The following is a 24,325-nucleotide window of genomic DNA, read 5'->3' as shown; positions in this document are numbered from 1 at the left end:
TAGCCTGCTTCGTATGACCCAAGCCACATTTTCCGATTCCGCCTCCACACTTTTCATCAACGGTGCGTGGGAGCCGGCTGCTTCCGGCGCGGTGCGCGAAATCCGTAACCCTGCCGACGGCGAGCTGGTCGCCACGGTGTCCGAAGCCGGCCGCGAAGACGCCGAGCGCGCCATTTCCGCAGCTCGCGCCGCCTTCGACTCCGGCGTCTGGTCTTCAGTCCCGGCCCCCGAGCGCGGCGCGTTCCTGCTCAAAGTCGCAGCGGAACTGCGCGAACGCCGGGAGAAGTTCGCCCGCGCCGAATCCTTGGACACCGGCAAGCGCATCATTGAAAGCCGCATCGACATCGACGACATCGCCGCCTGCTTCGAATACTTCGGGCGTCTCGCCGGGCAGTCTGCCGGCCGGGTGGTCGACGCCGGGGACCCCGCCGTCGTGAGCAAAATAGTCTACGAGCCGGTAGGCGTCTGCGGCTTGATCACGCCATGGAACTACCCGCTGCTGCAGGCGGCGTGGAAGATCGCGCCCGCCCTGGCCGCTGGCTGCACCTTCGTCCTCAAGCCCGCCGAGCTGACCCCGTCCACGGCGATCCTTGCCATGCAGTTGCTGAAGGACCTTGGCCTGCCGGACGGCGTCGCCAACCTCGTGACGGGCCCGGGAGCCCAGGCTGGCGCACCCCTTTCGGAGCACCCGGACATTGATCTGGTCTCCTTCACCGGCGGATTGGAAACCGGCAAGCGCATTGCCGCAGCCGCAGCCGGCACCGTGAAAAAGGTGGCGTTGGAGCTTGGCGGCAAGAACCCCAACGTCGTGTTCGCTGACGCTGACTTCGACGCCGCCGTCGACAATGCGCTGAACGGTGCCTTTGTGCATTCAGGACAGGTCTGCTCCGCCGGGGCGCGGCTGGTGGTGGAGGAATCCATCGCCGAACGCTTCGTTGACGAACTGGTCCGTAAGGCACAGGACATTCGCCTCGGAGGCCCCTTCGATGAGTCTGCCGAAACCGGACCACTGATCTCCGCGGCCCACCGGGAGAAGGTGGACGCCTACGTCCAGCGTGGCGTGGCCGAAGGCGCACGGCTGCGGTGCGGCGGCGCGGCACCTGAAGGCGAGAAGTTCGACGCCGGCTTCTACTACCAGCCGACCCTCCTGGACCGCGTCCAAAGGGGAATGTCGGTAGTCATCGACGAAGCCTTTGGCCCGGTAGTAACAGTGGAAACCTTCCGCACTGAGGACGAAGCCGTAGCCACCGCCAACGACACCATCTACGGACTGGCCGGTGCCGTCTGGACCCAGGATGCCGGCAAGGCCCAGCGGGTAGCGGGCCGTTTGCGGCACGGCACGGTCTGGATCAACGACTACCACCCCTACCTTCCCCAGGCCGAGTGGGGCGGCTTCGGCCAGTCCGGCGTCGGCCGCGAGCTCGGGCCCACCGGACTGGGTGAATACCAGGAAGCCAAGCACATCTACCAAAACACCAGCCCCCAGGTGACCGGCTGGTTCGCAGACCACGGCAAGGAGAAATAGATGCACGTTGACAACATTGAGGACCTCAGCGAGCGCGGGTTCGATTACGTCATCATCGGCGGAGGATCTGCAGGAGCCGCCGTCGCCGCCCGGCTGAGCGAGGACCCTGCCGTCACCGTTGCCTTGGTGGAAGCCGGACCTGATGACCGGAACCTGCCGGAGATCCTGCAGCTGGACCGCTGGATGGAGCTGCTGGAATCCGGCTACGACTGGGACTACCCGGTGGAACCGCAGGAAAACGGCAACTCCTTCATGCGTCACGCCCGCGCCAAGGTGATGGGTGGCTGCTCCAGCCACAACTCCTGCATCGCCTTTTGGGCTCCCCGCGAGGACCTGGATGAGTGGGAGTCAAAGTACGGCGCCACCGGCTGGAACGCTGCTGCCGCATGGCCTTTATACAAGCGTCTGGAAACCAATGAGGACGCCGGCCCGGATGCTCCCCATCATGGCGATTCCGGTCCTGTGCACTTGATGAACGTTCCCCCGAACGATCCCGCCGGAGTCGCGCTCCTTGATGCCTGCGAGCAGACCGGCATCCCAAAGGCAAAGTTCAATGACGGCACCACCGTGATCAACGGCGCTAATTTCTTCCAAATCAACCGCCGCTCGGACGGCACGCGTTCCTCTAGTTCTGTCTCCTATATCCACCCCATCGTCGATCGCGAAAACTTCACGCTGCTGACCGGCCTGCGGGCACGCCAACTGGTGTTCGACGCTGACAAGCGCTGCACCGGCGTCGACGTTGTGGACTCGGCCTTCGGCCGGACGCACAGGCTCGCGGCGCGTCGCGAGGTCATCCTGTCTACTGGCGCCATCGACTCCCCCAAGCTCCTCATGCTTTCCGGCATAGGCCCGGCTGCGCATCTGGCGGCGCATGGCATCGAGGTACTGGTGGATTCCCCCGGCGTCGGCGAACACCTCCAGGACCACCCGGAAGGCGTGGTGCAGTTCGAGGCCAAGCAGCCCATGGTGCAGACCTCCACCCAGTGGTGGGAGATCGGCATCTTCACCCCCACCGAGCCGGGCCTCGACCGCCCGGACCTGATGATGCACTATGGCTCCGTGCCCTTCGACATGAACACCCTGCGGTACGGCTACCCCACTACGGAGAACGGCTTCAGCCTCACCCCGAACGTCACGCATGCCCGTTCCCGCGGGACGGTCCGGCTGCGTAGCCGGGACTTCCGCGACAAGCCCATGGTGGACCCCCGGTACTTCACCGATCCTGAAGGGCACGATATGCGCGTCATGGTGGCCGGCATCCGGAAAGCCCGGGAAATCGCCGCGCAGCCAGCCATGGCTGAATGGACCGGCCGGGAACTCTCTCCTGGAATTGAGGCACAGAGCGACGAGGAACTGCAGGATTACATCCGCAAAACGCACAACACCGTCTACCACCCGGTCGGCACAGTCCGTATGGGACCAGTGGATGACGACATGTCACCCCTGGATCCCGAGCTGCGGGTCAAGGGCGTCACCGGGCTGCGCGTGGCCGATGCCTCCGTCATGCCGGAACACGTCACCGTGAACCCCAACATCACAGTGATGATGATTGGCGAACGTTGCGCCGACCTCATTAAGTCTGACCTCGTCCGAGCCAACCGGACGGAGGAAACCACGACGGCGGAAGCCGACTTCAGCTTGTCCCTCGCCTGAACAGGCACCCTGCTTTTAGACCCACGCAACAAACAATGGGGGAACAGCCCGAGGCACATCGTGGTGCCCGGCCTTTGATTTCGACTGCGTCCAACGGCGGCCGCAGGTAATCACCATTCGTGCATGTCTGAATTAGGAGTTCGAATGTTAGAACCCAGCAAAATAGGACCCTGCAAGAGCGATGCAAGCGGCATGGACGAGTTTGGCTATGCCCAAACCCTTGATCGCAGCATCGGTAAGTTTGCCAGCTTCGCGGCCGGCGTCAGTTACATCTCCATTCTCACCGGCGTTTTTCAATTGTTTTACTTTGGATTTTCGACGGCGGGACCCGCCTACGCCTGGTCGTGGCCCATCGTCTTCGTCGGCCAGCTCATGGTCGCCCTATGCTTTGCGGAACTGGCCGGACGCTACCCCGTGGCCGGATCGGTGTACAACTGGGCAAAAAGGCTCTCGACAGGAACATGGGCCTGGTTGGCGGGCTGGTTGCTGCTGCTGTCCTCGATCATGGCCCTGGGGTCTGTGGCCTTGGCCCTCCAAATCACCTTGCCGCAGATCTGGAGCGGTTTCCAACTGGTAGGCGACGGAACAGGTCCTTACGACTTCGCCGTCAACGGGGTCATCCTGGCCAGTATCATGATCGGCATTTCCACGCTCATCAACGCGTTCGGCGTGAAACTCATGACCATGATCAACAGCGTGGGCGTGTTCGTGGAACTCGTTGCGGCCGTCCTGCTCATTGCCGCACTCATCTGGCATTCCGTCCGCGGACCGGAAGTCCTCCTGGACACGGCTGGATTCGGTGAAGAGCATCCCCTGGGCTTCTTCGGAGTGTTCCTCATCGCCGCTATGGCTTCCGGCTACGTCATGTACGGATTCGACACCGCAAGTTCCTTGGGCGAAGAGACCAAGGACCCCAAGCGCACGGCTCCCAGGGCGATCCTGCGCGCCGTCACGGCATCCTTCCTCCTGGGTGGTTTGCTCCTTCTGGGCGGAATCCTGGCCGCCCCCGATCTTTCCGACCCCAAGCTCGGGGCCGCCGATGGCGGGCTGCAGTACATTGTGTTGTCGGTGCTGGGTGGCCCGTTCGGCAAGGCGTTCCTGGCGTGCATCGTCGTAGCTGTAGTGGTTTGTACTCTGGCCGTCCATGCAGCGGCTATCCGGATGATGTTTGCCATGGCCAGGGACAACAACCTTCCCTTCAGCCGTCAGCTCAGCAAAGTGCACCCCACCCGTAAAACCCCCACAGTGGCTGCCATCGTTATTGGCGTGGTGGCAGTGATTCCGCTGATCGTCAACATCTCGCAGCCAGCCATCTTCACCATTCTGTCCAGCATCAGCATCGTCCTGATCTACTTGTCCTACCTGCTGGTGACAGTGCCCTTGCTGCGGCGCCGGTTCTTGAAGAAGTGGCCCTTGCAGGACGACGGATCAGAACCGGGATTCAGCCTCGGCAAATGGGGGCTCCCGGTGAACATCCTGGCCGTGCTGTGGGGCGGCGCGATGACGTTGAACCTCGTGTGGCCGCGGCCGGAGATCTACAACTCAGTACCGCCCTTCGAGTGGTACCTGCAATGGGGTGGCGTCATCTTTGTCGCAGCGGTCATCATCGGCGGAACGCTCCTCTACCGCCTCCGTATCAGGCATCGGACAGGAGTCCTGGCCGAGCACGCAGCCCTGGTCACGCCTGAGGAGTCCCCCCAAGTGGTAGCTCAAAGCTCCTAGCCACGGGGCTATCTCTCACTTCCAACGAGCATCCCTTCGCCTACGTTCAACCGGCGAAGGGATGCTCAGACGAACGCCGACTTCCCCGTCACCGCGCGGGCCACGATCATGGAGTTGATCTCGTAGCTGCCTTCGTACGTGTACAGAATCTCTGCGTCGCCGAAGAGCTTGGCCATCTCGTAATCAGTGGTGATCCCGTTCCCGCCCAACAAAGAACGGCCCATGGCAACGGACGAACGGGCGAGCCGGGTAGTGGTGGCTTTGCACATGGCGGCCTGCACCATCTCGAGCTTCCCTGCCTGCTGGATCCGGGCGAGTTCAACCATCATGGACAGTGAAGCGTTGGCATTGCCCAGAATGTCGGCGAGCTGCTGCTGCACCAGCTGGAAGCGGGCCAGCTCTTTGCCGAACTGCCGGCGCTCCAAAGCGTATGACCGGGCGATATCAAAGGCGGCCAATTGGATTCCCGCAGCTTGCCAGCCCACCCATGCCCGGGAATCACGCAAGAGGTCATTAGCGCGGGAAAACTCCGTGGCACCCGGCAGGAGGTTTTCCAAAGGAATGCGCACCTCGTCCAACACGATGTCCGCATTCTGCATGATGCGCAGGCCGATCTTGTTGGAAATCTTGGTGGCTGAGTAGCCGGGGCGGTCCGTCTCGACGATGAAGCCCTTGATGTGTCCGTCAGCCTCGTCGCGAGCCCAAACGAGGGCAAAGTCGGCAATCGTGCCGGCCCCTATCCATCGCTTGGCACCGTTGATGACCCAATCGCCGCCGTCGCGTCGCGCCGTCGTCGAGAGTCCTCCGGCGATGTCCGATCCGTGATCCGGTTCTGTCAGCGCGAAGGCACCCAGTTGGCTGAAAGCCTCCAGACCAGGCAGCCATTTGCGTTTCTGTTCAGGGGAACCGAGCTCGTCAATCATGCCGACAATGAGCTCATTGTGGATGCCTACCAGCGCTGAAAGGGACACATCCGCCCGCGCGACCTCGGTGTACATGAGGCCCTTGAAGAGCTTTGAGGAGCCGTCCGTCTGCAGCCCACCCAGCCCGAACTTGGCCATGTCAGCCAGCAGCCCGAACGGAAATTCTTCCCGGTTCCAGTAGTCGATGCTCGCAGCCCGGATCCGTGTTTGCAGGAACTCCCTGATCTCGAGATACCGTGCACGCTCCCCGGCTGGAAGCAGGTCAATGACGTGCATCAAGTCCGCCTCCTGATAAGGAGGCAGGACGCGTTCTGGTGCCGCGCCGCTGGTAACGGTGCCGGCAGCTTTTTCGTCGAGCATTAGACCCCTTCGTCATGTCCCGCATGGGCTCTTCCAAACCCTTGGATGTCCTAGTATATTGCAAGGTGATGTGGATCACTAGGCGGGAAGGCCGGCGATGGCGCCGGGAACCCGAAGGCGAAAGGCGGACTATGACAGTCACAGAAGACTTCCGTGCGGCCCGCGATCGGCTCCTGGAGCTGCGCGAGGACTACAAGCAGGCACACGCAGAATTCCAATGGCCGCGCTTTGAGGAGTTCAACTTCGCACTCGACTGGTTCGACCAGATCGCCGCCGACGAAACCAGGGGCCGCCAGCCCGCGCTGGTCATCGTGGAACAGGACGGCAGTTCAACCCGGCGCACCTTCAAGGACCTCTCCCGGAGGTCCTCCCAACTCGCCAACTGGCTGCGGGACCAAGGCGTCAAGCGCGGCGAGCACATGATCATCATGCTCGGCAACCAGGTTGAGCTGTGGGAACTCATGCTGGCAGGCATCAAGCTGGGCATCGTCATGATCCCCACCACCACCCTCATGGGCGCCCGCGATCTCCAGGACCGGGTGGAGCGCGGCGGGGCCACTTGGGTGGCTGCAGGAAGCGCCAACATCGGCAAGTTCTCCGACGTCGAGGGTGATTACACACTGATTGAGGTCGGCTCAGGGAGCACCAACGCGAACGCTAAGCAGTACTCGGATTCGCACGCCGCCGGTACGGACTTCACGCCCGATGCGCCCACTCGCGCCGACGAGACACTGCTGCTTTACTTCACGTCCGGCACCACCTCACGGGCGAAACTCGTGGAGCACACGCACACGTCCTATCCTGTGGGCCACTTGTCCACCATGTACTGGATCGGCCTGGAACCGGGGGACGTCCACCTGAATGTCGCCTCCCCCGGCTGGGCAAAGCACGCTTGGTCCAACGTCTTCACGCCGTGGATCGCCGAGGCTACCGTCTTCATTTACAACTACCAACGCTTCGACGCTGCGGCTCTCATGGAACAGATGGGCCGCGAAGGCGTCACGAGTTTCTGTGCCCCGCCCACTGTGTGGCGCATGCTCATCCAGGCCGACCTCACCCAACTCACCACCCCGCCACTTAAGGTGGTCTCTGCCGGCGAACCACTCAACGCCGAAGTCATCGGCCAGGTGGAGGAAGCCTGGGGAGTCACCATCCGTGACGGCTTCGGCCAAACCGAATCCACGGTCCAGATCGCCAACACGCCCGCGCAGCCGGTGAAAATCGGCTCCATGGGACGGCCACTGCCGGGATACGACGTGGTCCTGGTGGACCCGCTCACCGGGCAGGAATCCGACGACGGCGAACTCTGCTTGCGCTTGGACCCCCGTCCCGTGGGACTCATGAAGAGCTACTTCGGCGACGAAGCCAAGACGGCCGAAGCCTTCCGCGATGGCTACTATCACACGGGCGACATGGCGAGCCGGGATTCCGACGGCGTCATCACTTACGTCGGCCGGGATGACGACGTCTTCAAGTCCTCCGACTATCGATTGTCGCCTTTCGAACTCGAAAGCGTCCTGATCGAACACCCGGCAGTAGCGGAGGCCGCCGTCGTACCTTCGCCTGACGCTGTAAAGCTGTCGGTGCCCAAGGCGTTTGTGGTGTTGGCTGCCGGCTATGAAGCCGGCCCGGCGGTCGCAGAGGACATTCTCAGGTACTGCCGTGAGCATTTGGCGCCGTTCAAGCGCATCCGCCGGCTCGAATTTGGGGAGCTGCCCAAGACGATTTCCGGCAAGATCAGGCGGGTGGAGCTGCGCGGGACGGAAGTAGCCAGGCACGGCGACGGCCCGCTGCCCGCAGGTTTGGGCGTCGAATACACCGAGGAAGAGTTCCCGAATCTGAAAGACTAGCTACCCAATACACCAAGCTATTCCGGCAACCAAAGGAGGCCCATGGGCACGCCACTCCCCCGCGACCCCATTGCCGATGCCCAACGAAACTGGGAACGGCATGGTTGGGGCGATGTCGCCGCGCCCATGGCTGCCATCACAGCGATCATGCGCACACAACAGATCCTCCTGGCGCGCATCGAAACGGTGCTCAAGCCGTTCGGGCTGACGTTCGCGCGCTACGAACTGTTGGCGTTGCTGAGCTTCGCCCGCAGCGGTGCGCTGCCCATGAACAAAGCCAGCGCGCTCTTGCAGGTTCACCCGACGTCGGTGACCAACGCCGTCGACCGCTTGGAGAAAGCCGCCCTGGTGGCCCGTTCCCCGCACCCAACGGACGGACGCACCACCCTGATCGAACTCACCGCAGAGGGACGCACCCTCGCCAAAAAAGCGACGGCGGCCCTCAACGCCGAGGTTTTTGGCAAGTCAGGCTTCGGGCCCGACGACGTCGATCATCTAATCCGTGTACTGGGCACTTTCCGCAGGGATGCCGGAGATTTCACGGAGGAATAAGACGTCAAACGAGCTTTCTATGTTCTGGAGGGGCGGTGTCCGGGTAGGGGTGGGGCTTTCGATTGATAGCTGTGTCCGGTGGGGGTGCTGATTTCCTGGGTGTGCGTACCCCCGTGCACGCCGGCATGCACGGTTTTGGTGGTCCAGCCGGGGTTTTCCTTGGTGTGGTTGCACGCCTCGCATAGACCTGCACCGTTGGCGAGGTTCGTTTTCCCTCCGGAACGCCAAGGAACCACATGGTCGATATGCCGGATCGGCGCATCGCAGTACGGCATCCGGCAGGTATCGTCACGGGTTTCAATGAAACGCCGAAGCCTCGTCGGGAAGAGCCGGGCTTTGGAGTCCATGCTCAACAGCTCACCACTGGCCGGCGCGGTGTAAAGCCGCCGAAGCCAGACACTGAGCTCTGCATCCGGCGTTCCCGCGTGATCATTGCCGGTTCGCCCCCGGCCGGAGGCGGGGTTCGCCGCTGCCTGCCCCAAGGTTGCGGTCTGTTCCAGGGTTGCGGCCTGCCCCTGGGTTGCGGTTTGTCCCGAACCGACTATTTCCCTCCCCCATTCGGCGGGGACTATTCCGTAGCCCTTGAGCCGGGCCGGTTCACTGTCGCCCTGGAACAGGGTGCGGTCGGTCATGACGAGGTCCAGGTTGATCCCTGAAATCCCGCCAGGTGTGCCGGTGACGCGCTCGACCAAGGTGTCGGCCATGACCTGACCGCGGGTCGGGACAACACCAGAGCCCGCATCCCCGCTGGAACGGGCCGAATCAGCAGCCTGGCAAAGAGCAGCGTAGACCGCCACCCCTTGCGCGACCGGAAGCAGCGCCGTCAGGTACGTCATGGTGTCCGGGGCCGGGCGCAGGCTCACCATCCGTTCAGCGGCGGCACGGCTGGCACGCCCGACCACCGACCGCGGATCCCGCCGATACGCAGCAGCCTTCGCCGCCGCAACAATCGCCTTATCGCCCTTCCCCTCAAAAGTCCCGGTATCGGCAGCGAGTTCCTCATCCACCGCGCACCGGTCCTCAACAGACAAACACGCGGTCTCTTTCACCAGCAGCGTGGCCCGCCACTCATTCAACTGCCCCGACTTCAAAGCCGCCAACGTCCGCGGCATCTCCAGCACAAGGGCCTTCGCCAAACCCAGCAACCGGGACCCACGATTCGGCGACTCCCGCCGGGCCAACGCCACCTGAGCACCCACCCCACTGCCACGCTCCGAAACAGGAACACCCGCCTCGGCCTGCTCTGCACGCTGGGCAAGATCAAAAGCCACAGCAACCCGCGCCTGCAAAGCCGTGATGGCCGACTTCATCTCCTCCAAAACCCGCAACTGCTCGATCAGGTCCCCACTCACGGAGCCGGCCGGAACCGCGCCAGTGCTGACTGGAACCGCGCCGCGCTGAACAGCATCCGCCGGGACCCGAGACGTCCGGCCGGGAGACGAGGCAGCAACAGGGGCATGCGCCACCACCGCGCCCGCCTGCTTCTCCCCAATCCGCTCCATGCCCTAACTCTGGCAGCAGCCACCGACAATATAACGCCGGTGATCCAATGGGGCCCGATGAGCTTTTGCCAAGTGAAGGAGTCCCTCGGAGGACCTCCCTCAAGCGGGTCTCCCTAACACTCTCTAAACCTGATGTTCTGAAGTCATGACCACAACCATTTCCTCCACCAAGACCCGTCGTTTGCCACTGGTGACCTACGTTCTGGCGGCCGGAGTGTTCCTCATGGGGACCACCGAGTTCATCGTTGCGGGCATACTGCCTGAGATTGCGGGCGATCTTGGGGTGTCCGTGGCAAGTGCCGGCCTCATGATCACGGTCTTTGCGGTGGGCATGATCGTCGGCACCGCCACAATGTCCATCCTGACCCTGAAGCTGCCCCGGCGTCTGACGCTGAGCCTCGCGCTGGTTGTCTTCGCTGTGGGCCACGTTGTTGTTGCACTTACTTCCGACTTCACGCTGATCCTGGTGGCTCGTTTCGTCACGGCACTGGCGACTGGCGCTTTCTGGGCGGTAGCCGCCGTCGTGGGTGCTAAAGCTGCAGGTGCGGCTTCGGCGTCCCGGGCGCTGGGCGTTGTCCTGGGGGGTGGCATGCTCGCCAACGTGGTCGGTGTGCCGCTGGGGGCCTTCGCAGGGCAGGTGATTGGCTGGCGTGGCCCTTTCTGGGCTTTGGCTATTCTTGCTCTGGCGGCGGCCGTTGTGGTGTACCGGCTGGTCCCGGCAAGCCCCGAAACCGGGCCCACTCCCTCCGTGCGGGCAGAGCTTGCCAGCATGCGTGACGCCAGGGTCTGGCTTGTCCTGGCGGGCTGCGCGATCGTGTGCGGATCATCCTTGGCTGCCTACAGCTTCATCTCTCCGCTGCTTACTGAGAACACGGGTCTGGCCGCTTCCGTGGTTCCGTTGGTTTTGGTGGCCTACGGTGTGGGGGCGTTCATCGGCTCCAATCTTGGAGGTCACTTCGGCGCACACCACCCCTATCCGGCACTGTTCATCTCTGCGGGTATGACGTTGCTGGTGCTGGGTGCCCTTTCCCTGTTCTCCCACTACGCCGTGATGACAGTGGTCCTGATCTTCTTGCTAGGGCTCTTCGGGATGGCCACCAACCCGATTCTGATCGGCAAAGCCGTTGGTTATGCCGGCCACGCGCCCACCCTTGCGTCGGCGCTCAGCACCTCAGCGTTCAACCTCGGTACGGCCGTGGGATCGTGGGTCGCCGGTTACGCCTTGGAGTCCGCGCTTGGAGCCACGGGACCTGTGCTGGTGGGAACAGGCATTGCCGCGCTCTACTTCGCGCCGCTCACAATGTTGATGCTCAAGGATCGTAAGGAAGGTGCCCGGCCATGAAGCGCCGCACTGCCGGAGTACTGTTGCTGGCGTTGGCGGTCGTCAGTTGCGGCCCGTCTCCCACCGGCGAAGCTACCCCGAGTTCGGCCAGTGCGACATCCAGCCCTGCTGCCGGCAGCGTCGTAGGTACCGTAATCCGCTTCAGCACCGGCTCGGTATCTCTGGACGTGACCATCGGTGAAGACAACCCCGCTGCCCGGGACTTTCTGAGCATGCTGCCGCTCACCCTCACCATGGAAGAGTTTGCCGGCCGGGAGAAGATCGCGGACCTGCCCAGGCCCCTCCACTATGAAGGGTCGCCCGGGTCTGACCCTGAGGACGGCGACCTGATCTACTTCGTCCCCTGGGGAAACCTCGGTCTCTACTACAACACTTCGGGGATCGGTTTCTCGGACCAGACCATCCACTTGGGCCGCTACAACGCGACGCCGGACGAGCTTGCGCGCTTCGAGGACCAGGAGGTTCGTGTGGAAGTCAGCCCATGACCGACCGGCATCGACGATAAAGCGTGCGGCAGCACCGCCGTCGTCAGCTGTCCTGCAGTCAGCTGTCCGTCCGTGTCTTCTCGGACGCAGGCTGGACGCCCTGTCCGTATTCGCTGGCCGCCCAGGAGGACAGCAACTGAAGGCGCTCGGCCGACGGCGACCCGGGTTCCGCCGCGTAGATGGTCAGGGTCAGCCCGGGTTCGGCGGCCATTTCCAAGCCCTCGTACGCGAGTGTCATCTCGCCCACGATCGGATGATTGAACGTCTTGAAACCCGTTCCGTGATGCCGGACGTTGTGCGCGCCCCAGCGTGTGCGGAACTCATCGCTGCGGGTGCTCAGTTCACCAATAAGATCGTGCAGTTCCTTGTTGTGCGGGTCGCGTCCGGCCTCGGTGCGAAGGATTGAAACCGTCACCTCCGCAAAGGCGTCCCAATCCGGGTAGAACTCATGCGCGCGATCATCCAGAAACGTGAATCTGGCGATGTTGGGCGCCTGCCCCGGCATGTCGTAGCAGTCCATATAAAACGCCCGGGCCAAGGGGTTCACGGCCAACAGGTCCATGCGACCATTCCGGACAAAAGCGGGTCCGGCCGTGACAGCATCCAGCGCCCACTGCAGGCTCTCATGGGGAACGTACGATTTCGCATTCCGGCGCCGCGGGGGTCTGGCAACAGGACTGGCCGCGTGGGCGAGATCGAACAGATGTGCCCGCTCAGCGTCATCCAGGTTCAGCGCCCTGGCGATGCTCTCCAGTACTTGTGGTGAAGCGCCGCTGATGGCACCCCGCTCCAAGCGGGTGTAATACTCCACGCTCAACCCGGCAAGGGTAGCCACTTCGCTGCGGCGCAGCCCCTTGACCCGCCGGTTGGATCCCGTGGGCAACCCAACCTGCTCCGGGGCCACGTGGGCCCGCCGGGAAATCAGAAATTCGCGTACTTCCGCCCGATTGTCCATGGACTCCACCATAGATCCGGTCCATCGCCGGAGGGAGTCCCTGCGAGGACCTCCAAAAATGGCGCCTACGTGGCCTCGGACGTGGCCTTGCGACGTGAAACCAACACGGGACTGTGGGCATGGTGAAGCACGGCATGCGCCGTGGAGCCTATGGTGCCTTTGATCAGGCCATGGCCCTTGGTCCCCACCACCGTGAGGCGTGCCCCTTGAGAAGCCTTGACCACGGCCCGGGAGAATGAAGCATCAACCAGCAACTCGCCGGCCACGGTGACTCCGGGCGCTTTGTGGCGTGCCCGGCTCAGCACAGCGTCAAGCATCGCTTCAGCGTCCGGGTAAGCTTCCACAGGCTCGCGCAACCGTCGGTACCCCTCCGGTTCGTGCAGTACGTGGACGATCATGAGGTCGGCACCCGTTGCTGCCGCGAAAAGACAAGCGTCGTCGAGGGCTGCCGGGGATCCGGAGTCATCAACTGCAAGCAGCACCGGACCCTCCGGGTGGTCATCTGCGCGGATCACTGCCACCGGGCACTCTGCGGTTGCTGCCATCTCCAAACTCACGGAGCCCACCAGCAAGCCCATGAACCCGCCAAGTCCCCGGCTTCCGAGTACCAACATCTCTGCACCCACCGAGACGTGGGCCAGATGATCGCGTGGCATCCCATGAAGCAAAGTGCTGTGGACTTCCAGTTCGGGGACGGTCTCTTTGGCGAGAGCCATCCCCTCTTCGAGGACTTTTTGGGCGGCCCGTTCCAGTCCGCTATCGGCAACACCAGGAACAGGACCCCTGTTGTGGGACAGCAGGACCCACAAGGAACAGTGGACAACGTGGAGGGAACAGTCCCGCAGGATCGCGTGCTTGGCGGCCCATTGGACGGCGCGGTGTGATTCTTCGGATCCGTCATAGCCAACCACGATCGTCTTCGATGCGCGCTCGTTCGTCATGGCCCGAGCCTACGCTGGCACAGGGACCGGCACCATAGCGTAACGCCGGCCTCCACGGAGCGGTACGCTGCTAGGCTCCGATGCTGACACCTCAGGAGGAAAAACCGTGGGCTTTGCCAATGAACTCAAGAACCAGACTGCCGGGGACTGGGACGCCGCCGTCAACCATCCATTCGTGGACCAGCTGCTCGACGGGTCTCTTTCGGACGAGAACCTGCGCCGCTACCTCGTCCAGGATTACCAGTTCTGCGATGCCTTCACCGCCCTCCTGGGCCAAGCTGTCGCATCGGCACCTTCGCTGCCTTCGCGGCTGGTGTTTGCGCGGGTTCTCGGAGCTTTCGCTTCGGACGAGAACACGTACTTCCAGGATTGCTTCAATGAACTCGACGTCCCCGAGGCGGATCGAACCGCACCCGCGCTGGGATCTGCCACCCGGGATTTCGACAACCTGATGCGCAGCGCCCTCGCTACCCGCTCCTACCCGGAAGTCCTGGCAGTGCTGTTGGTTGCCGAGTGGCTCTACGGAGACTGGGCTGCCCGCGCCGGGGACACCAAAGAATGGCCCGCCCACGCAAAGCATGCCGAGTGGATCCGCCTCCACAACAACCCGGAGTACAACGCATGGGTGACCTGGCTACGCGACGAGTTCGACGCCGTCGAACCTGCCGACGCCGCTGCACGCGAGCGCGTAGCCGCCACCTTCGCTGAAGCGGTGCGGCTGGAGCGCGCGTTCTTCGACGCTGCGCTGGCTGTACACGTTTCATGAATATTTTTGAGCTCCTGAAAGAAGATCTCCACGCCGCCAAGAACCAGGACCCGGCGGCGACAAGCCTCTTCGAGGTGGCGCTTGTCTACTCAGGGGTTCACGCACTTTGGAGCCATCGACTGGCCCACGCGATGTGGCAGAAACCGCACCTGCGCGGTCCGGCTCGATTGATTTCCCAAGCAACGAAAGCACTGACCGGAGTTTCAATTCACCCCGGGGCCACGATTGGTCGGCGGCTTTTTATCGACCATGGAACGGGAATTGTCGTAGGGGAAACGGCCGAAGTCGGGGACGACGTCCTCATGTATCAAGGCGTCACATTGGGCGGTCGGGCACTCAGTAAGACTAAACGGCATCCCACCATCGGCAACCACGTCATGCTCGGCTCCGGGGCTAAAGTTCTGGGTCCCGTCATCGTGGGTGAGCACTCTGCAATCGGTGCTAACGCGGTGGTCGTTCGAGACGTTCCGCCTCGTTCTGTCGCCGTGGGCCTCCCTGCAATTTCACGCTCAAAAGATCCCGGCGCCACCGTGGACCCGCGCGAGGATTTCATCGATCCGGCGCTGCTTACTTAGGACACATCACCGTTGCCGCACCGAGTAGCTGAGCTCCACCAGGCCTTGGTCATAGCTGTTCACGTCCACGAGCTTCAACAGGGCAGGGTCATGTCCGGCCGGGAACACCCCCCTGCCTGAGCCCTGACCCAGCGGCATCACCACAAGCCGGACTGCGTCCACTTCTCCGGCGGCGAAGAACGTCTGGCCGAGCGACAGGCTTCCCCAGAGAACGATGTCCTTTGCGGACTCGCGTTTGATGCGACGAATGTCCTCGATCGCGTCGCCGGATTCAACGGTCGACGGCGGGAAGTCGCCCCAAGGGGCCTCCTTCAGGTGGCGTGAAAACACGTGGCGTCGCAGGCCATTGAGGGCTGGAGCGATGATCTCGCCCTCGGAGGCGTCGGTAGGCCAGTATTCAGCAAAGTACCTGTACGTATTGGCGCCCAAAACCATTGCCTCCACACTGCCGAGCCATTCGAGCTGGGCACGGTCAAACTCGGCCGTTCCACCTTCCAGCAGTTCGTAGGCTTTGAACTCGTTGTTGGTGTCGGCGGCGTATCCGTCGGCGGTAACGAAATCCTGGACGATCAGCTGTCCCATGAGCGACTCCTCGATCCGATGATGGCCCGCAGGAGCCTACGCCGCGAAGCACAAGCCGACAACCCCTGGCGGTTCCCTTATCGGTGACCAAACTGTATCTGACAACGGTGTCTGAATAGTTGGGCCTTTAGATAGACCTGAACATAGCTCTAAAAAACCGTTGACTTGTCCGCTGGACTTATCGTAGCTTTTCCCTCATTGACAACGTTGTCTAGATGGGGATGGGCACGCGCGATGAAGGGCGAACGAGGAGAACAATGACTAAATCCACTATGAGCAGGATGCGAACAGCGACGTCTGCGTTGACGCTGGCGGGCCTGACACTTTCGGGCATCATGGCCGGCATGGCACCAGCGTCTGCGGCACCGGAAGTGGGAAGCGAGGACTTTCGACCTGCTTACCACTACACGCCAGCGAAGAACTGGATGAACGACCCCAACGGAATGGTTTTCCATAAAGGCGTCTATCACCTGTTCTATCAACACAATCCCTCCGGCAACACGTGGGGGAACATGTCATGGGGACACGCGACGTCGAAGGACTTGGTGCACTGGCAGGAGCAGCCCTTGGCCCTGTCCACCGACGCGCAGGAAGATGTCTTCTCCGGCAGCATCGTGGTTGATAAGGACAACACCACGGGCTTCGGGACGAAGGAAAACCCCGCGCTGGTGGCCATCTACACCAGCGCATATAAGGAGCCCTCCCCGCACCGGGGCCTGCAGGCCCAGTCCCTGGCCTACAGCCTGGATGATGGCCAGACTTGGACGAAGTACTCAGGAAATCCTGTGCTGAACCGCAATTCAGCCAATTTCCGGGACCCAAAGGTCTTCTGGTACGACAACCCGTCCGGCGGTGGCTACTGGGTCATGACCGCAGTCGAATCACAGGATCACAAGGTTCTCCTCTACAAGTCCGACAATCTCAAGGACTGGACTTCCCTGAGCGAATTCGGGCCCGCCAACGCGACCGGCGGCCAGTGGGAATGCCCTGATTTGTTCCCGCTCGCCGTGGATGGGGATCAGAACAATATCAAGTGGGTCATGGTGGTCAATATCAATCCCGGCGGAGTCGCGGGAGGCTCGGCTGGACAGTACTTCGTGGGCAACTTCGACGGCACCACCTTCACCTCCGAGACCACCGAACCAGTGGCCGAGGCACCTGCCGGCACTGTCCTGGCAGGCTTCAACGACGGAACCTACAACGGGTGGACCACAAACAACGAACCAGGCAACTGGAAGAACGGTCCTTTCGGTGACGCTCCCGCCTCAGGTTCCCTTCCCGGCCAGAGTCCGGTGACTGGCTTCGGCGGAACAGGACTGATCAACTCATTCAACGACGGCGACTGGCCGATGGGTTCCATGCAGTCACCCACCTTTACCGTGACCGATGATTACCTGAACTTCCTGATCGGCGGCGGCAAGCACCCCCACGTCTCCGACAAACTGGACAACAACCCGCCCCCGGGAGAACTGAAGTTTGATGGTTTCGAGCTTCCCGAAGGCACAACGCTGGCCACTGCCGGCTGGACCGGGACAGGCGACCTCACTCCCAATTTCCAGCCGGCCACCAGTGGCGGGGACTACTACATTGGCGCTAAGCGAATCAACACATTCGAAACCGGCACCGTGCCCGGAGATGACCGCCAAGGCACCCTGACCTCCCCCGAATTCCCCATCACAAAGGACTTCATGTCCATGCTGGTTGGAGGCGGCTACCGTACGGCGGACTCCGGCCAGACCCTGGCGGTCCAGCTACTCGTCAACGGCCACGTGGTCCGCTCCCTGGCAGGCGATAACGCGGGGCTGCTGAACTGGAAGGGCTGGGACGTTTCGGAGTTCGCGGGGCAGAACGCACAGCTGCGGATCGTTGACGAAGCAACCGGCGGATGGGGCCACTTGACCCTTGACCACGTCATGCTCACTGACAGTGCCGCTGTTCCCAGGTCCGATGAAGAAACGGTGAACCTGGTCGTCAACGGACAAGTGGTCCGTACCGCCACCGGCAACGACAGTGAAACCTTGGATTGGGCTTCATGGGATGTCAAGGAATTCGTTGGTCAGCAGGCGCAGATCAAGGTTGTGGATAACAACCGATTCGGCTGGGGTCACATCCTCGCGGATGAGTTCACAGCCAGCTCCACCGCTGCGAAGTCCCGGCTCGAGTCGTATGACTGGCTGGACTACGGACGTGACTACTACGCAGCCGTTTCCTTCTCGAACATGCCTGATAACAAGCGGGTCATGCTCGGCTGGATGAACAACTGGGACTACGCCAACAACATCCCCACCAACCCTTGGCGCAGCGCCATGGCACTGCCCCGAGAGGTGCAGTTGACGCAAACACCCGACGGTCCACGCCTTGCCCAAAATGTGGTCAAGCAGGTGGACAAGCTTGCGACAAAGCCCAGCTACGCGGATAAGAAGGGCGGCGCCATCATGGCCGGAACAACCCCGCTGCCCGCGGCTGCTTCAGGCCAGGTCCAGCGCGTGGACATCACATTCGCACCAGGCACAGCGAAAAAGTCAGGAATCACCGTACTGGGTGACGGAGCCTCCTCCACCGTGATCGGCTACGACTCCACCACCGGGAAGGTGTTCGTTGATCGCACAAACTCGGGAAACACCACTTTCCACCCGACCTTCGCCTCCATTGAGGACGCCCCTGTCACCCTGGACAAAAAGGGCAATGTCACCCTGCGGGTTTATGTAGACCGCTCTTCGGTGGAAGTATTCTCCGGCGACGGTCTCCGGACCATTACGGATCAAGTATTTCCCAACGCCGGAGCGGACAAGATGGCGCTCTTCGCGGAAGGTGGGACAGCGCAGCTGAAGTCCCTCACTGTGACCCCCATGGAAGGATCAATGTTCCTTCCCGGAAAGAACTAACACACCGCCCGTAGCAGGAACGGCGGCCGGCTTTCGCCGGCCGCCGTTCCTTTGCCTTGACAGCTACATCAGTGGTTGCAGCCAGGTCAGGACTGATCCTTCACCTTCGATGTGTTCGGTAAGTTCCGCGTTGAAATCCCGGCCGTAGTCGGCGCCGATGTGCTCCTGGAAGGCTTGCTCGTCCCGGTACACCTCGAAGACGAAGTACTCCCGCGGGTTGGTTTCACGCGTGTAGGGCAAGAACATCACGTTCCCCGGTTCGTTACGGACGTGTCCCGCAAGGGTTGCCATCATTTCCGCAACGCGGGCTTCACTGCCTTCCTTAACGGTGAACTCTGCATACAGTGTTTTGGTCATGGACTGTCCTTTGCTCGGTTGATTTCGGAGTGTTCTGCTATTTGCCCGAGTCAGCTTGGGGTCGAATTTCACCGGAACCCCGCTGTATCAGTTCCGTTGGGATGACATATGTTCGGGCGGGGCTCTCGTCGCCGTCGATCCTCGCGAGGATCCGTTCAGCCGCAAGCTTGCCGATGCGTTCAGGATGCTGGGCGATCACAGTGATCCCGGGGTCCATCATGTCGGCCAGGGTGAAATCATCAAATCCGATGAGAGCAACCTCGTGGTGCAGCCCAAGGGCTTTCAGCGCCCGCATGGCGCCAAACGTCACCAAGTTTTGACTGGAGAAAATCGCCGTCGGCGGGTTCTCTGAGGTGAGCAGTTCGTGAGCCGCCCGAAATGCGGTTTCTTCATCATGCAGATTCTCACGAACGGCGACGCCGGAGGTGGAAATGCCTGCTCGTCCGACGGCGTCCAGGAATCCTGTCCGACGCCTCCCCGCGGTTTGAATATCCGTTCGGTCGCCAAGGTAAGCCAGCCGGGTATGTCCATGCTGGATGAGATGGGCCGCCGCCTTTGCCGCGCCAAGTTCATTGTCAGTGACTACCGCGTCAGCCTCGATGCCCGCGGGCTCACGGTCAATGAATACCAGCGGCAGATCGCGGGAGTGCTCCGGGATCATGTACGCCTGGCTCTTGGCGATGGTAGTCAGCACAAGCCCGTCGACCCGGCGTCCCAGGAAAGCTGAAATGAGCTTCTTCTCCCGGTCAGGATCGTCATCCAGGCTGGCAGCGAAGACGGCAATTCCGCGCACGGCCAAAGCGTCTTCCATGGCCCTGTGGATCTCGCCACTGAACGGGTTGGACACGCTCGGGAGCAGCAGGCCGATGGACTGGGTCTTGCGTCCGGAACGCTTCAGGCTGCCCGCTGTGATGTCCAGCTGGTACTGGAGCTGTTCGGTGGCCCGCATGACGCGCTGGCGGGTGGCCTCGGAGACTCCCGGCTCGTCGTTCACTACCCGGGAGACCGTTTTGATTCCAACCCCGGCGAGATCCGCCACGTTCTTCATCGTCGGACGCTTGCGTCCGGAGTCGGATTGGTAACGATTAGACACCGTTGTCAATTAACTGCTCCTCCACTTGATTTAACACTTGACTCTATCGTGTGAGCTTGCTTACATGTTACCTGACAACGTTGTCAGCCGCAGAAGATGCGCCGCCAACAGCCACAAAAACAGGAGTTTCAATGTTGAGTTCCAAAGTAACCCGGTCCGCCCGGACCCGTTTTCTTGCCGCAGGCGCAGTCCTGACGCTCGGCGCGCTTAGCCTGACCGCCTGCGGCGGCAGCTCCTCCCCTTCCTCCAGCGGGGGCTCCGATGAGAAGATCGGCGTCTCGCTGATCGTCAAGACCACTTCCAACCCGTTCTTCGTTTCCATGCAGGACGGCGCGAAGAAGGCCGCAGAGGCCGACGGCGTCGATCTCAAGCTTGCTGCCGGCAAGGCCGACGGCGACGAGGACACCCAGATCCAGGCCATTGAGAATGCGATCTCCAAGGGTGACAAGGGAATTCTCATCACCCCCAATGGCCCGTCCGTCGTAGATGCCCTGAAGAAGGCCAAGGACGCCGGCCTGTTCGTCATCGCCCTCGACACTCCCCCGGACCCGGCCGACGCCGCAGACATCACCTTCGCCACGGACAACTTCAATGCCGGCGAGCTCATCGGCAAGTGGACCGCCCAGCAACTGGCGGGCAAGAAGGCCGTCATTGCCCTGATTGACCTCTTTGACGACAAGGTGGTCTCGGTGGACTACAACCGCGACCAGGGCTTCCTGACCGGCCTCGGAATCGACACCGCGGATAAGAAGAAGAACGGCGACGAAGCCAAGACAGGAACGTACACCGGAGGCAAGGGCGGCGAGTACGAAATCGTCGGTAGCCAGGCATCCCAGGGCGCCGAAGACGGTGGACGTACCGCGATGGAAACCCTGCTGGCTAAGAACCCCAATGTCAACGTTGTCTACACGATCAACGAGCCGGCTGCAGCAGGTGCCTTCGAGGCCCTGAAGTCCGCGGGCAAGGAAAAGGATGTCTTGATCGTTTCCGTTGACGGCGGCTGCACCGGTGTGAACAACGTCAAGTCCGGTGTGATCGGCGCAACCGCACAGCAGTACCCGGTCAAGATGGCCGAGATGGGCGTGAAGGCCATCGTTGAGCTGGCAAAGACCGGTAAGAAGCCGGCCAACTCCGAGGGCCTGGACTTCTTCAACACCGGCGTTGAACTCGTCACTGACAAGCCGGCCGACGGCGTCAAGAGCATCACCACCACCGAGGCATCCCAGGTCTGCTGGGGCAAATAACCTCTCCAGACGCGGGGAGATGCACCAAGCAGCATCTCCCCGCGTACCAGCAGTTACAGAACATGGAAGTTCAGGAGCAATCTAAGTGACCCAGCAACAGACCGCCGGCCCCCCGAGCGCGGGGCATGCTGATTTGGCCGAGGAATTCCTCGACCGACAGACCCCCCTCAGCAGAATCCGCAACATTCTCCACCGTTACCCAGCCCTCAGCCCGGCCATTGTTCTGCTGATCGCCGTGGTGGTCTTTGGGCTCCTCAATGACCGGTTCCTCCGCGTTGAGAACCTGTCCCTGATCACTCAGCAGGTGGCCGTGGTCGGCACCCTGGCGATCGCCCAGACCTTGATCATCCTGACCGCCGGTATTGACCTCTCCGTGGGTGCAGTCATGATCCTGTCCTCAATGGTGATCGCACAGCTCGCGGTCAGCAACGGCATTCCAGGGCCAATTGCGCTGATTGCCGGCCTCGCCGTCGGGCTGGGATCCGGTGCTCTCAACGGCTTCCTGGTCACAAGGTTCCGCCTCCCACCGTTCATCGTCACGCTGGGTACTTTGAACATCTTCATCGCTTTGACGCTGCTCTACTCCGGTGGAAGCACCGTGCGTGGCTCGGCCATGCCGGACATGCTCACCTGGCTCGGCAGCACCTTCCCGATTGGGCCCGTCCGGATCTCCACTGGCGTGGTCATGATGCTTCTCCTCTACGTGGCCATGGCATTCATCCTGGGCAAGACCGCCTGGGGACGGCACGTCTACGCTGTGGGCGATGACAAGGAAGCCGCCCGACTGGCCGGTATTCCCGTCAACCGCGTCCTGATGAGCGTCTACCTTGCCGCCGGCGCAGTCCTGGCCGTCGGCGCATGGATCCAGATCGGCCGTACCAATGCCGCCAGCCCGAACGCTGGCGTCGATCTGAACCTGGACTCCATCACCGCCGTCGTGATTGGCGGCACCAGCCTCTTCGGCGGCCGCGGCTCGATCTGGGGTTCGCTGCTCGGAGCGCTGATCGTTGGTGTCTTCCGCAACGGCCTCTCCCTCGCCGGCTTGGACGTCCTCTATCAGACCCTCGCTGTAGGCATCCTGATCATCATTGCCGTATCCGTCGATCAGTGGATCCGAAAGGTCAAGTCATGACCACCACAGAATTTGAAGCTTCCCGCGCCGAAACCCGCGAGCCCATCCTCAAGGCCAGGAACCTCGTCAAGACGTTCGGCCGCGTGGTCGGTCTGGACGGCGTCAGCCTGGACCTCTACCCCGGCGAAGTACTGGCCGTCATCGGCGACAACGGTGCCGGTAAGTCCACCCTCATCAAATGCCTCACCGGCGCCGAAATTCCCGATACCGGCGAACTCTTCGTCTCCGGACAGCAAGTGCACTTCAAACGGCCGCAGGACGCCCGCGTCCACGGCATCGAAACCGTCTACCAGAACCTGGCTGTTTCCCCGGCCTTGGATGTTGCCTCGAACCTGTTCCTCGGCCGGGAAGAGCGCCTCCCCGGCCCCTTGGGAAGCCTGTTCCGGATGCTCGACACCAAGGGCATGCGCAGGAAAGCCAAGGAAGAACTGACCCGATTGGGAATCTCCACCCTGCAGGATGTGACCGTACCGGTGGAGAACCTTTCCGGTGGCCAGCGTCAGGCCGTAGCCGTGGCCCGCGCAGCGGCCTTCGGGTCCAAGGTGGTGGTTCTTGACGAGCCGACAGCCGCGTTGGGTGTACGCGAATCCAACCAGGTGCTCCAGCTCGTCCGCGACCTCCGCGACCGAGGCCTGCCGGTGATCCTGATCAGTCACAACATGCCTCACGTGTTTGACGTTGCAGACCGCATCCACATCCAGCGCCTGGGCAAATGCGCAGCGACCATCACCCCGCAATCCCATTCTATGACTGACGCAGTCGCCATCATGACAGGTGCGGCCAAGGCCTAACGGCACGCCGCACGTTCCATCCAATCGGAACCCATGTCTCCGTCCGCGGACCTGCAAACAGGTCCGCGGACGGACCCATACCTCCGCCGTCCCACCAATGATCCGAGCGAAAGAACCGAAATGCACAACACCTACCCGGGCGGCTCCGTCCAAAACCCACTGGACGTTCTCGTCATTGGCGAAGCCTTGGTGGACATTGTGAACACCCGGGAAGGAAGCATCAGCTACCCTGGCGGTTCTCCCGCAAATGTCGCCTACGGCCTGGGTCGGCTCGGGGTAACCACTGGGCTGCTCACGGCAATCGGCGACGACCACTACGGCACTGCCATCACCACCCACCTTCACAGCGCAGGTGTCCAGTTACTCCCCGGATCGAAGTCCCTTCAGCGCACCGCCACCGCCACCGCAACACTCGCAGCGGACGGCTCGGCCAGCTACGAGTTCGACATCCTGTGGGAGCTTCCCCCCGTAGCACCGGCCATGATCCCGAAAGTCCTCCATACCGGATCCATCGCCACTTTCCTGGCGCCGGGAGCCACCACTGTTCGGTCCCTCCTCGAACAAAGCCACGACTCCTGCCTGGTCACTTACGACCCCAACATCCGCCCGGCCCTCCTTGGCAGCCACTCCGAAGCGAAGCAGATCTTCGAGGACCTGATCCCCCTCACGGACGTGGTCAAACTCAGCGACGAAGATGCCCATTGGCTGTATCCCTCATCCTCGCTGGACGAAGTAGCGTCCCGAGTACTCAAACTGGGGGCTCGGCTTGCCGTTATCACCCGAGGCGCTGAAGGCGCGCTACTTGCCACATCCGGGACACGCCTGAACATCCCATCAGTGAAGACCGCCGTTGCAGACACCATCGGCGCCGGCGACTCCTACATGACAGCGCTCATCTCTGAACTGTTGACCAGGGGCGAAAAGGCGTTCGCACCAGCAGTCCTCGAGATCATCGGACAGACCGCAGCCGCGGCCGCAGCCATCACCGTTAGTCGGCCCGGCGCCAACCCTCCGACCTCCGAGGAACTCCAAATGCGGCTGGACGGACTCAAGCAGCAGCCACTCGCTGCCGTATAGCCCGTTCCCG

21 protein-coding genes are annotated in these 24,325 nt (G+C 62.2%); 14 read left to right on the top strand and 7 right to left on the bottom strand.

All coding sequences use genetic code 11. The annotated features are described in order from the left end of the window. Positions 1-13: 13 nt before the first annotated feature. The 3 genes from ACNAOT_RS02910 to ACNAOT_RS02900 all read left to right on the top strand — a co-directional run bounded on the left by ACNAOT_RS02910 (position 14) and on the right by ACNAOT_RS02900 (position 4,903). Positions 14-1,525, top strand: coding sequence for an aldehyde dehydrogenase family protein (locus ACNAOT_RS02910; protein WP_420179959.1), 1,512 nt, complete (start codon positions 14-16; stop codon positions 1,523-1,525). Then, complete coding sequence (locus ACNAOT_RS02905; RefSeq protein WP_420179958.1) at positions 1,526-3,181, top strand: GMC family oxidoreductase; 1,656 nt, start codon at positions 1,526-1,528, stop codon at positions 3,179-3,181. It abuts the gene before it with no gap. A 144-nt stretch (positions 3,182-3,325) separates the two neighbouring features. Beyond that, the gene (locus ACNAOT_RS02900; RefSeq protein ID WP_420179957.1) at positions 3,326-4,903 is read left to right on the top strand and encodes an APC family permease; all 1,578 of its coding nucleotides are present in this window, start codon (positions 3,326-3,328) and stop codon (positions 4,901-4,903) included. Between the two features lie 65 nt (positions 4,904-4,968). Here ACNAOT_RS02900 and ACNAOT_RS02895 read toward each other — a convergent pair whose 3' ends face one another. Next, on the bottom strand, positions 4,969-6,186 hold the full coding sequence (locus ACNAOT_RS02895) for an acyl-CoA dehydrogenase family protein (RefSeq protein WP_420179956.1): 1,218 nt from the start codon (positions 6,184-6,186) through the stop codon (positions 4,969-4,971). Between the two features lie 131 nt (positions 6,187-6,317). On the opposite strand from ACNAOT_RS02895, the gene ACNAOT_RS02890 reads away from it, so the two are divergent. Both ACNAOT_RS02890 and ACNAOT_RS02885 read left to right on the top strand, forming a co-directional pair. Beyond that, the gene (locus ACNAOT_RS02890) at positions 6,318-8,036 is read left to right on the top strand and encodes an AMP-binding protein (RefSeq protein ID WP_420179955.1); all 1,719 of its coding nucleotides are present in this window, start codon (positions 6,318-6,320) and stop codon (positions 8,034-8,036) included. Positions 8,037-8,078: 42 nt separating this feature from the next. Continuing rightward, the gene (locus tag ACNAOT_RS02885; RefSeq protein WP_024819327.1) at positions 8,079-8,588 is read left to right on the top strand and encodes a MarR family winged helix-turn-helix transcriptional regulator; all 510 of its coding nucleotides are present in this window, start codon (positions 8,079-8,081) and stop codon (positions 8,586-8,588) included. Between the two features lie 17 nt (positions 8,589-8,605). Here the strand turns inward: ACNAOT_RS02885 and ACNAOT_RS02880 are convergent, their stop codons facing one another. Continuing rightward, complete coding sequence (locus tag ACNAOT_RS02880; protein WP_420179954.1) at positions 8,606-10,090, bottom strand: HNH endonuclease; 1,485 nt, start codon at positions 10,088-10,090, stop codon at positions 8,606-8,608. A 145-nt stretch (positions 10,091-10,235) separates the two neighbouring features. Between ACNAOT_RS02880 and ACNAOT_RS02875 the strand changes: the two genes are divergently transcribed. Then, on the top strand, positions 10,236-11,432 hold the full coding sequence (locus ACNAOT_RS02875) for an MFS transporter (protein ID WP_420179953.1): 1,197 nt from the start codon (positions 10,236-10,238) through the stop codon (positions 11,430-11,432). Beyond that, positions 11,429-11,917 carry a cyclophilin-like fold protein gene (locus ACNAOT_RS02870; protein WP_420179952.1) on the top strand — a complete coding sequence of 163 codons (489 nt, stop codon included), beginning with the start codon at positions 11,429-11,431 and terminating at the stop codon, positions 11,915-11,917. The genes ACNAOT_RS02875 and ACNAOT_RS02870 overlap by 4 nt, the downstream gene beginning before the upstream one ends. A gap of 58 nt (positions 11,918-11,975) precedes the next feature. Here ACNAOT_RS02870 and ACNAOT_RS02865 read toward each other — a convergent pair whose 3' ends face one another. Further along, complete coding sequence (locus ACNAOT_RS02865) at positions 11,976-12,872, bottom strand: helix-turn-helix transcriptional regulator (protein WP_420179951.1); 897 nt, start codon at positions 12,870-12,872, stop codon at positions 11,976-11,978. Between the two features lie 65 nt (positions 12,873-12,937). Next, positions 12,938-13,813, bottom strand: coding sequence for a universal stress protein (locus ACNAOT_RS02860; protein WP_420179950.1), 876 nt, complete (start codon positions 13,811-13,813; stop codon positions 12,938-12,940). Positions 13,814-13,919: 106 nt separating this feature from the next. Between ACNAOT_RS02860 and ACNAOT_RS02855 the strand changes: the two genes are divergently transcribed. Beyond that, positions 13,920-14,579 (top strand): TenA family protein, encoded by a 660-nt coding sequence (locus ACNAOT_RS02855; protein WP_091464993.1) that lies wholly within the window; start codon positions 13,920-13,922, stop codon positions 14,577-14,579. Next, on the top strand, positions 14,576-15,154 hold the full coding sequence (gene epsC / locus ACNAOT_RS02850) for a serine O-acetyltransferase EpsC (protein ID WP_420179949.1): 579 nt from the start codon (positions 14,576-14,578) through the stop codon (positions 15,152-15,154). The genes ACNAOT_RS02855 and epsC overlap by 4 nt, the downstream gene beginning before the upstream one ends. Positions 15,155-15,160: 6 nt before the next feature. Here the strand turns inward: epsC and ACNAOT_RS02845 are convergent, their stop codons facing one another. Further along, entirely contained in the window at positions 15,161-15,736 is a 576-nt protein-coding gene (locus ACNAOT_RS02845; RefSeq protein ID WP_420179948.1) for a dihydrofolate reductase family protein, read from the bottom strand. Between the two features lie 257 nt (positions 15,737-15,993). Here ACNAOT_RS02845 and ACNAOT_RS02840 point away from each other — a divergent pair, with 257 nt between their 5' ends. Then, a complete protein-coding gene (locus ACNAOT_RS02840) occupies positions 15,994-18,621 on the top strand; it encodes a GH32 C-terminal domain-containing protein (protein WP_420179947.1) in 2,628 nt (875 codons plus the stop codon). 63 nt (positions 18,622-18,684) lie between these two features. Here ACNAOT_RS02840 and ACNAOT_RS02835 read toward each other — a convergent pair whose 3' ends face one another. Both ACNAOT_RS02835 and ACNAOT_RS02830 read right to left on the bottom strand, forming a co-directional pair. Then, entirely contained in the window at positions 18,685-18,978 is a 294-nt protein-coding gene (locus ACNAOT_RS02835) for a putative quinol monooxygenase (RefSeq protein WP_420179946.1), read from the bottom strand. Between the two features lie 37 nt (positions 18,979-19,015). Next, positions 19,016-20,026: a LacI family DNA-binding transcriptional regulator gene (locus tag ACNAOT_RS02830; protein ID WP_420179945.1), complete on the bottom strand. Its 1,011-nt coding sequence runs from the start codon at positions 20,024-20,026 to the stop codon at positions 19,016-19,018. A 176-nt stretch (positions 20,027-20,202) separates the two neighbouring features. On the opposite strand from ACNAOT_RS02830, the gene ACNAOT_RS02825 reads away from it, so the two are divergent. The 4 genes from ACNAOT_RS02825 (at position 20,203) to ACNAOT_RS02810 (ending at position 24,315) form a co-directional block, all read left to right on the top strand. Next, complete coding sequence (locus ACNAOT_RS02825; protein ID WP_420179944.1) at positions 20,203-21,315, top strand: substrate-binding domain-containing protein; 1,113 nt, start codon at positions 20,203-20,205, stop codon at positions 21,313-21,315. A gap of 85 nt (positions 21,316-21,400) precedes the next feature. Next, on the top strand, positions 21,401-22,447 hold the full coding sequence (locus ACNAOT_RS02820) for an ABC transporter permease (protein ID WP_420179943.1): 1,047 nt from the start codon (positions 21,401-21,403) through the stop codon (positions 22,445-22,447). Beyond that, positions 22,444-23,238 (top strand): ATP-binding cassette domain-containing protein, encoded by a 795-nt coding sequence (locus ACNAOT_RS02815; protein WP_091464985.1) that lies wholly within the window; start codon positions 22,444-22,446, stop codon positions 23,236-23,238. The genes ACNAOT_RS02820 and ACNAOT_RS02815 overlap by 4 nt, the downstream gene beginning before the upstream one ends. A gap of 120 nt (positions 23,239-23,358) precedes the next feature. Continuing rightward, a complete protein-coding gene (locus ACNAOT_RS02810; protein ID WP_091467475.1) occupies positions 23,359-24,315 on the top strand; it encodes a carbohydrate kinase family protein in 957 nt (318 codons plus the stop codon). Positions 24,316-24,325 lie beyond the last annotated feature (10 nt).

This window comes from Paenarthrobacter sp. TA1.8 (assembly GCF_048595705.1).
Classification (GTDB): Bacteria; Actinomycetota; Actinomycetes; order Actinomycetales; family Micrococcaceae; genus Arthrobacter; species Arthrobacter nitroguajacolicus.
Note: the sequence above shows the minus strand (reverse complement) of the source record. Positions and strands in the feature narration are given on the sequence as shown.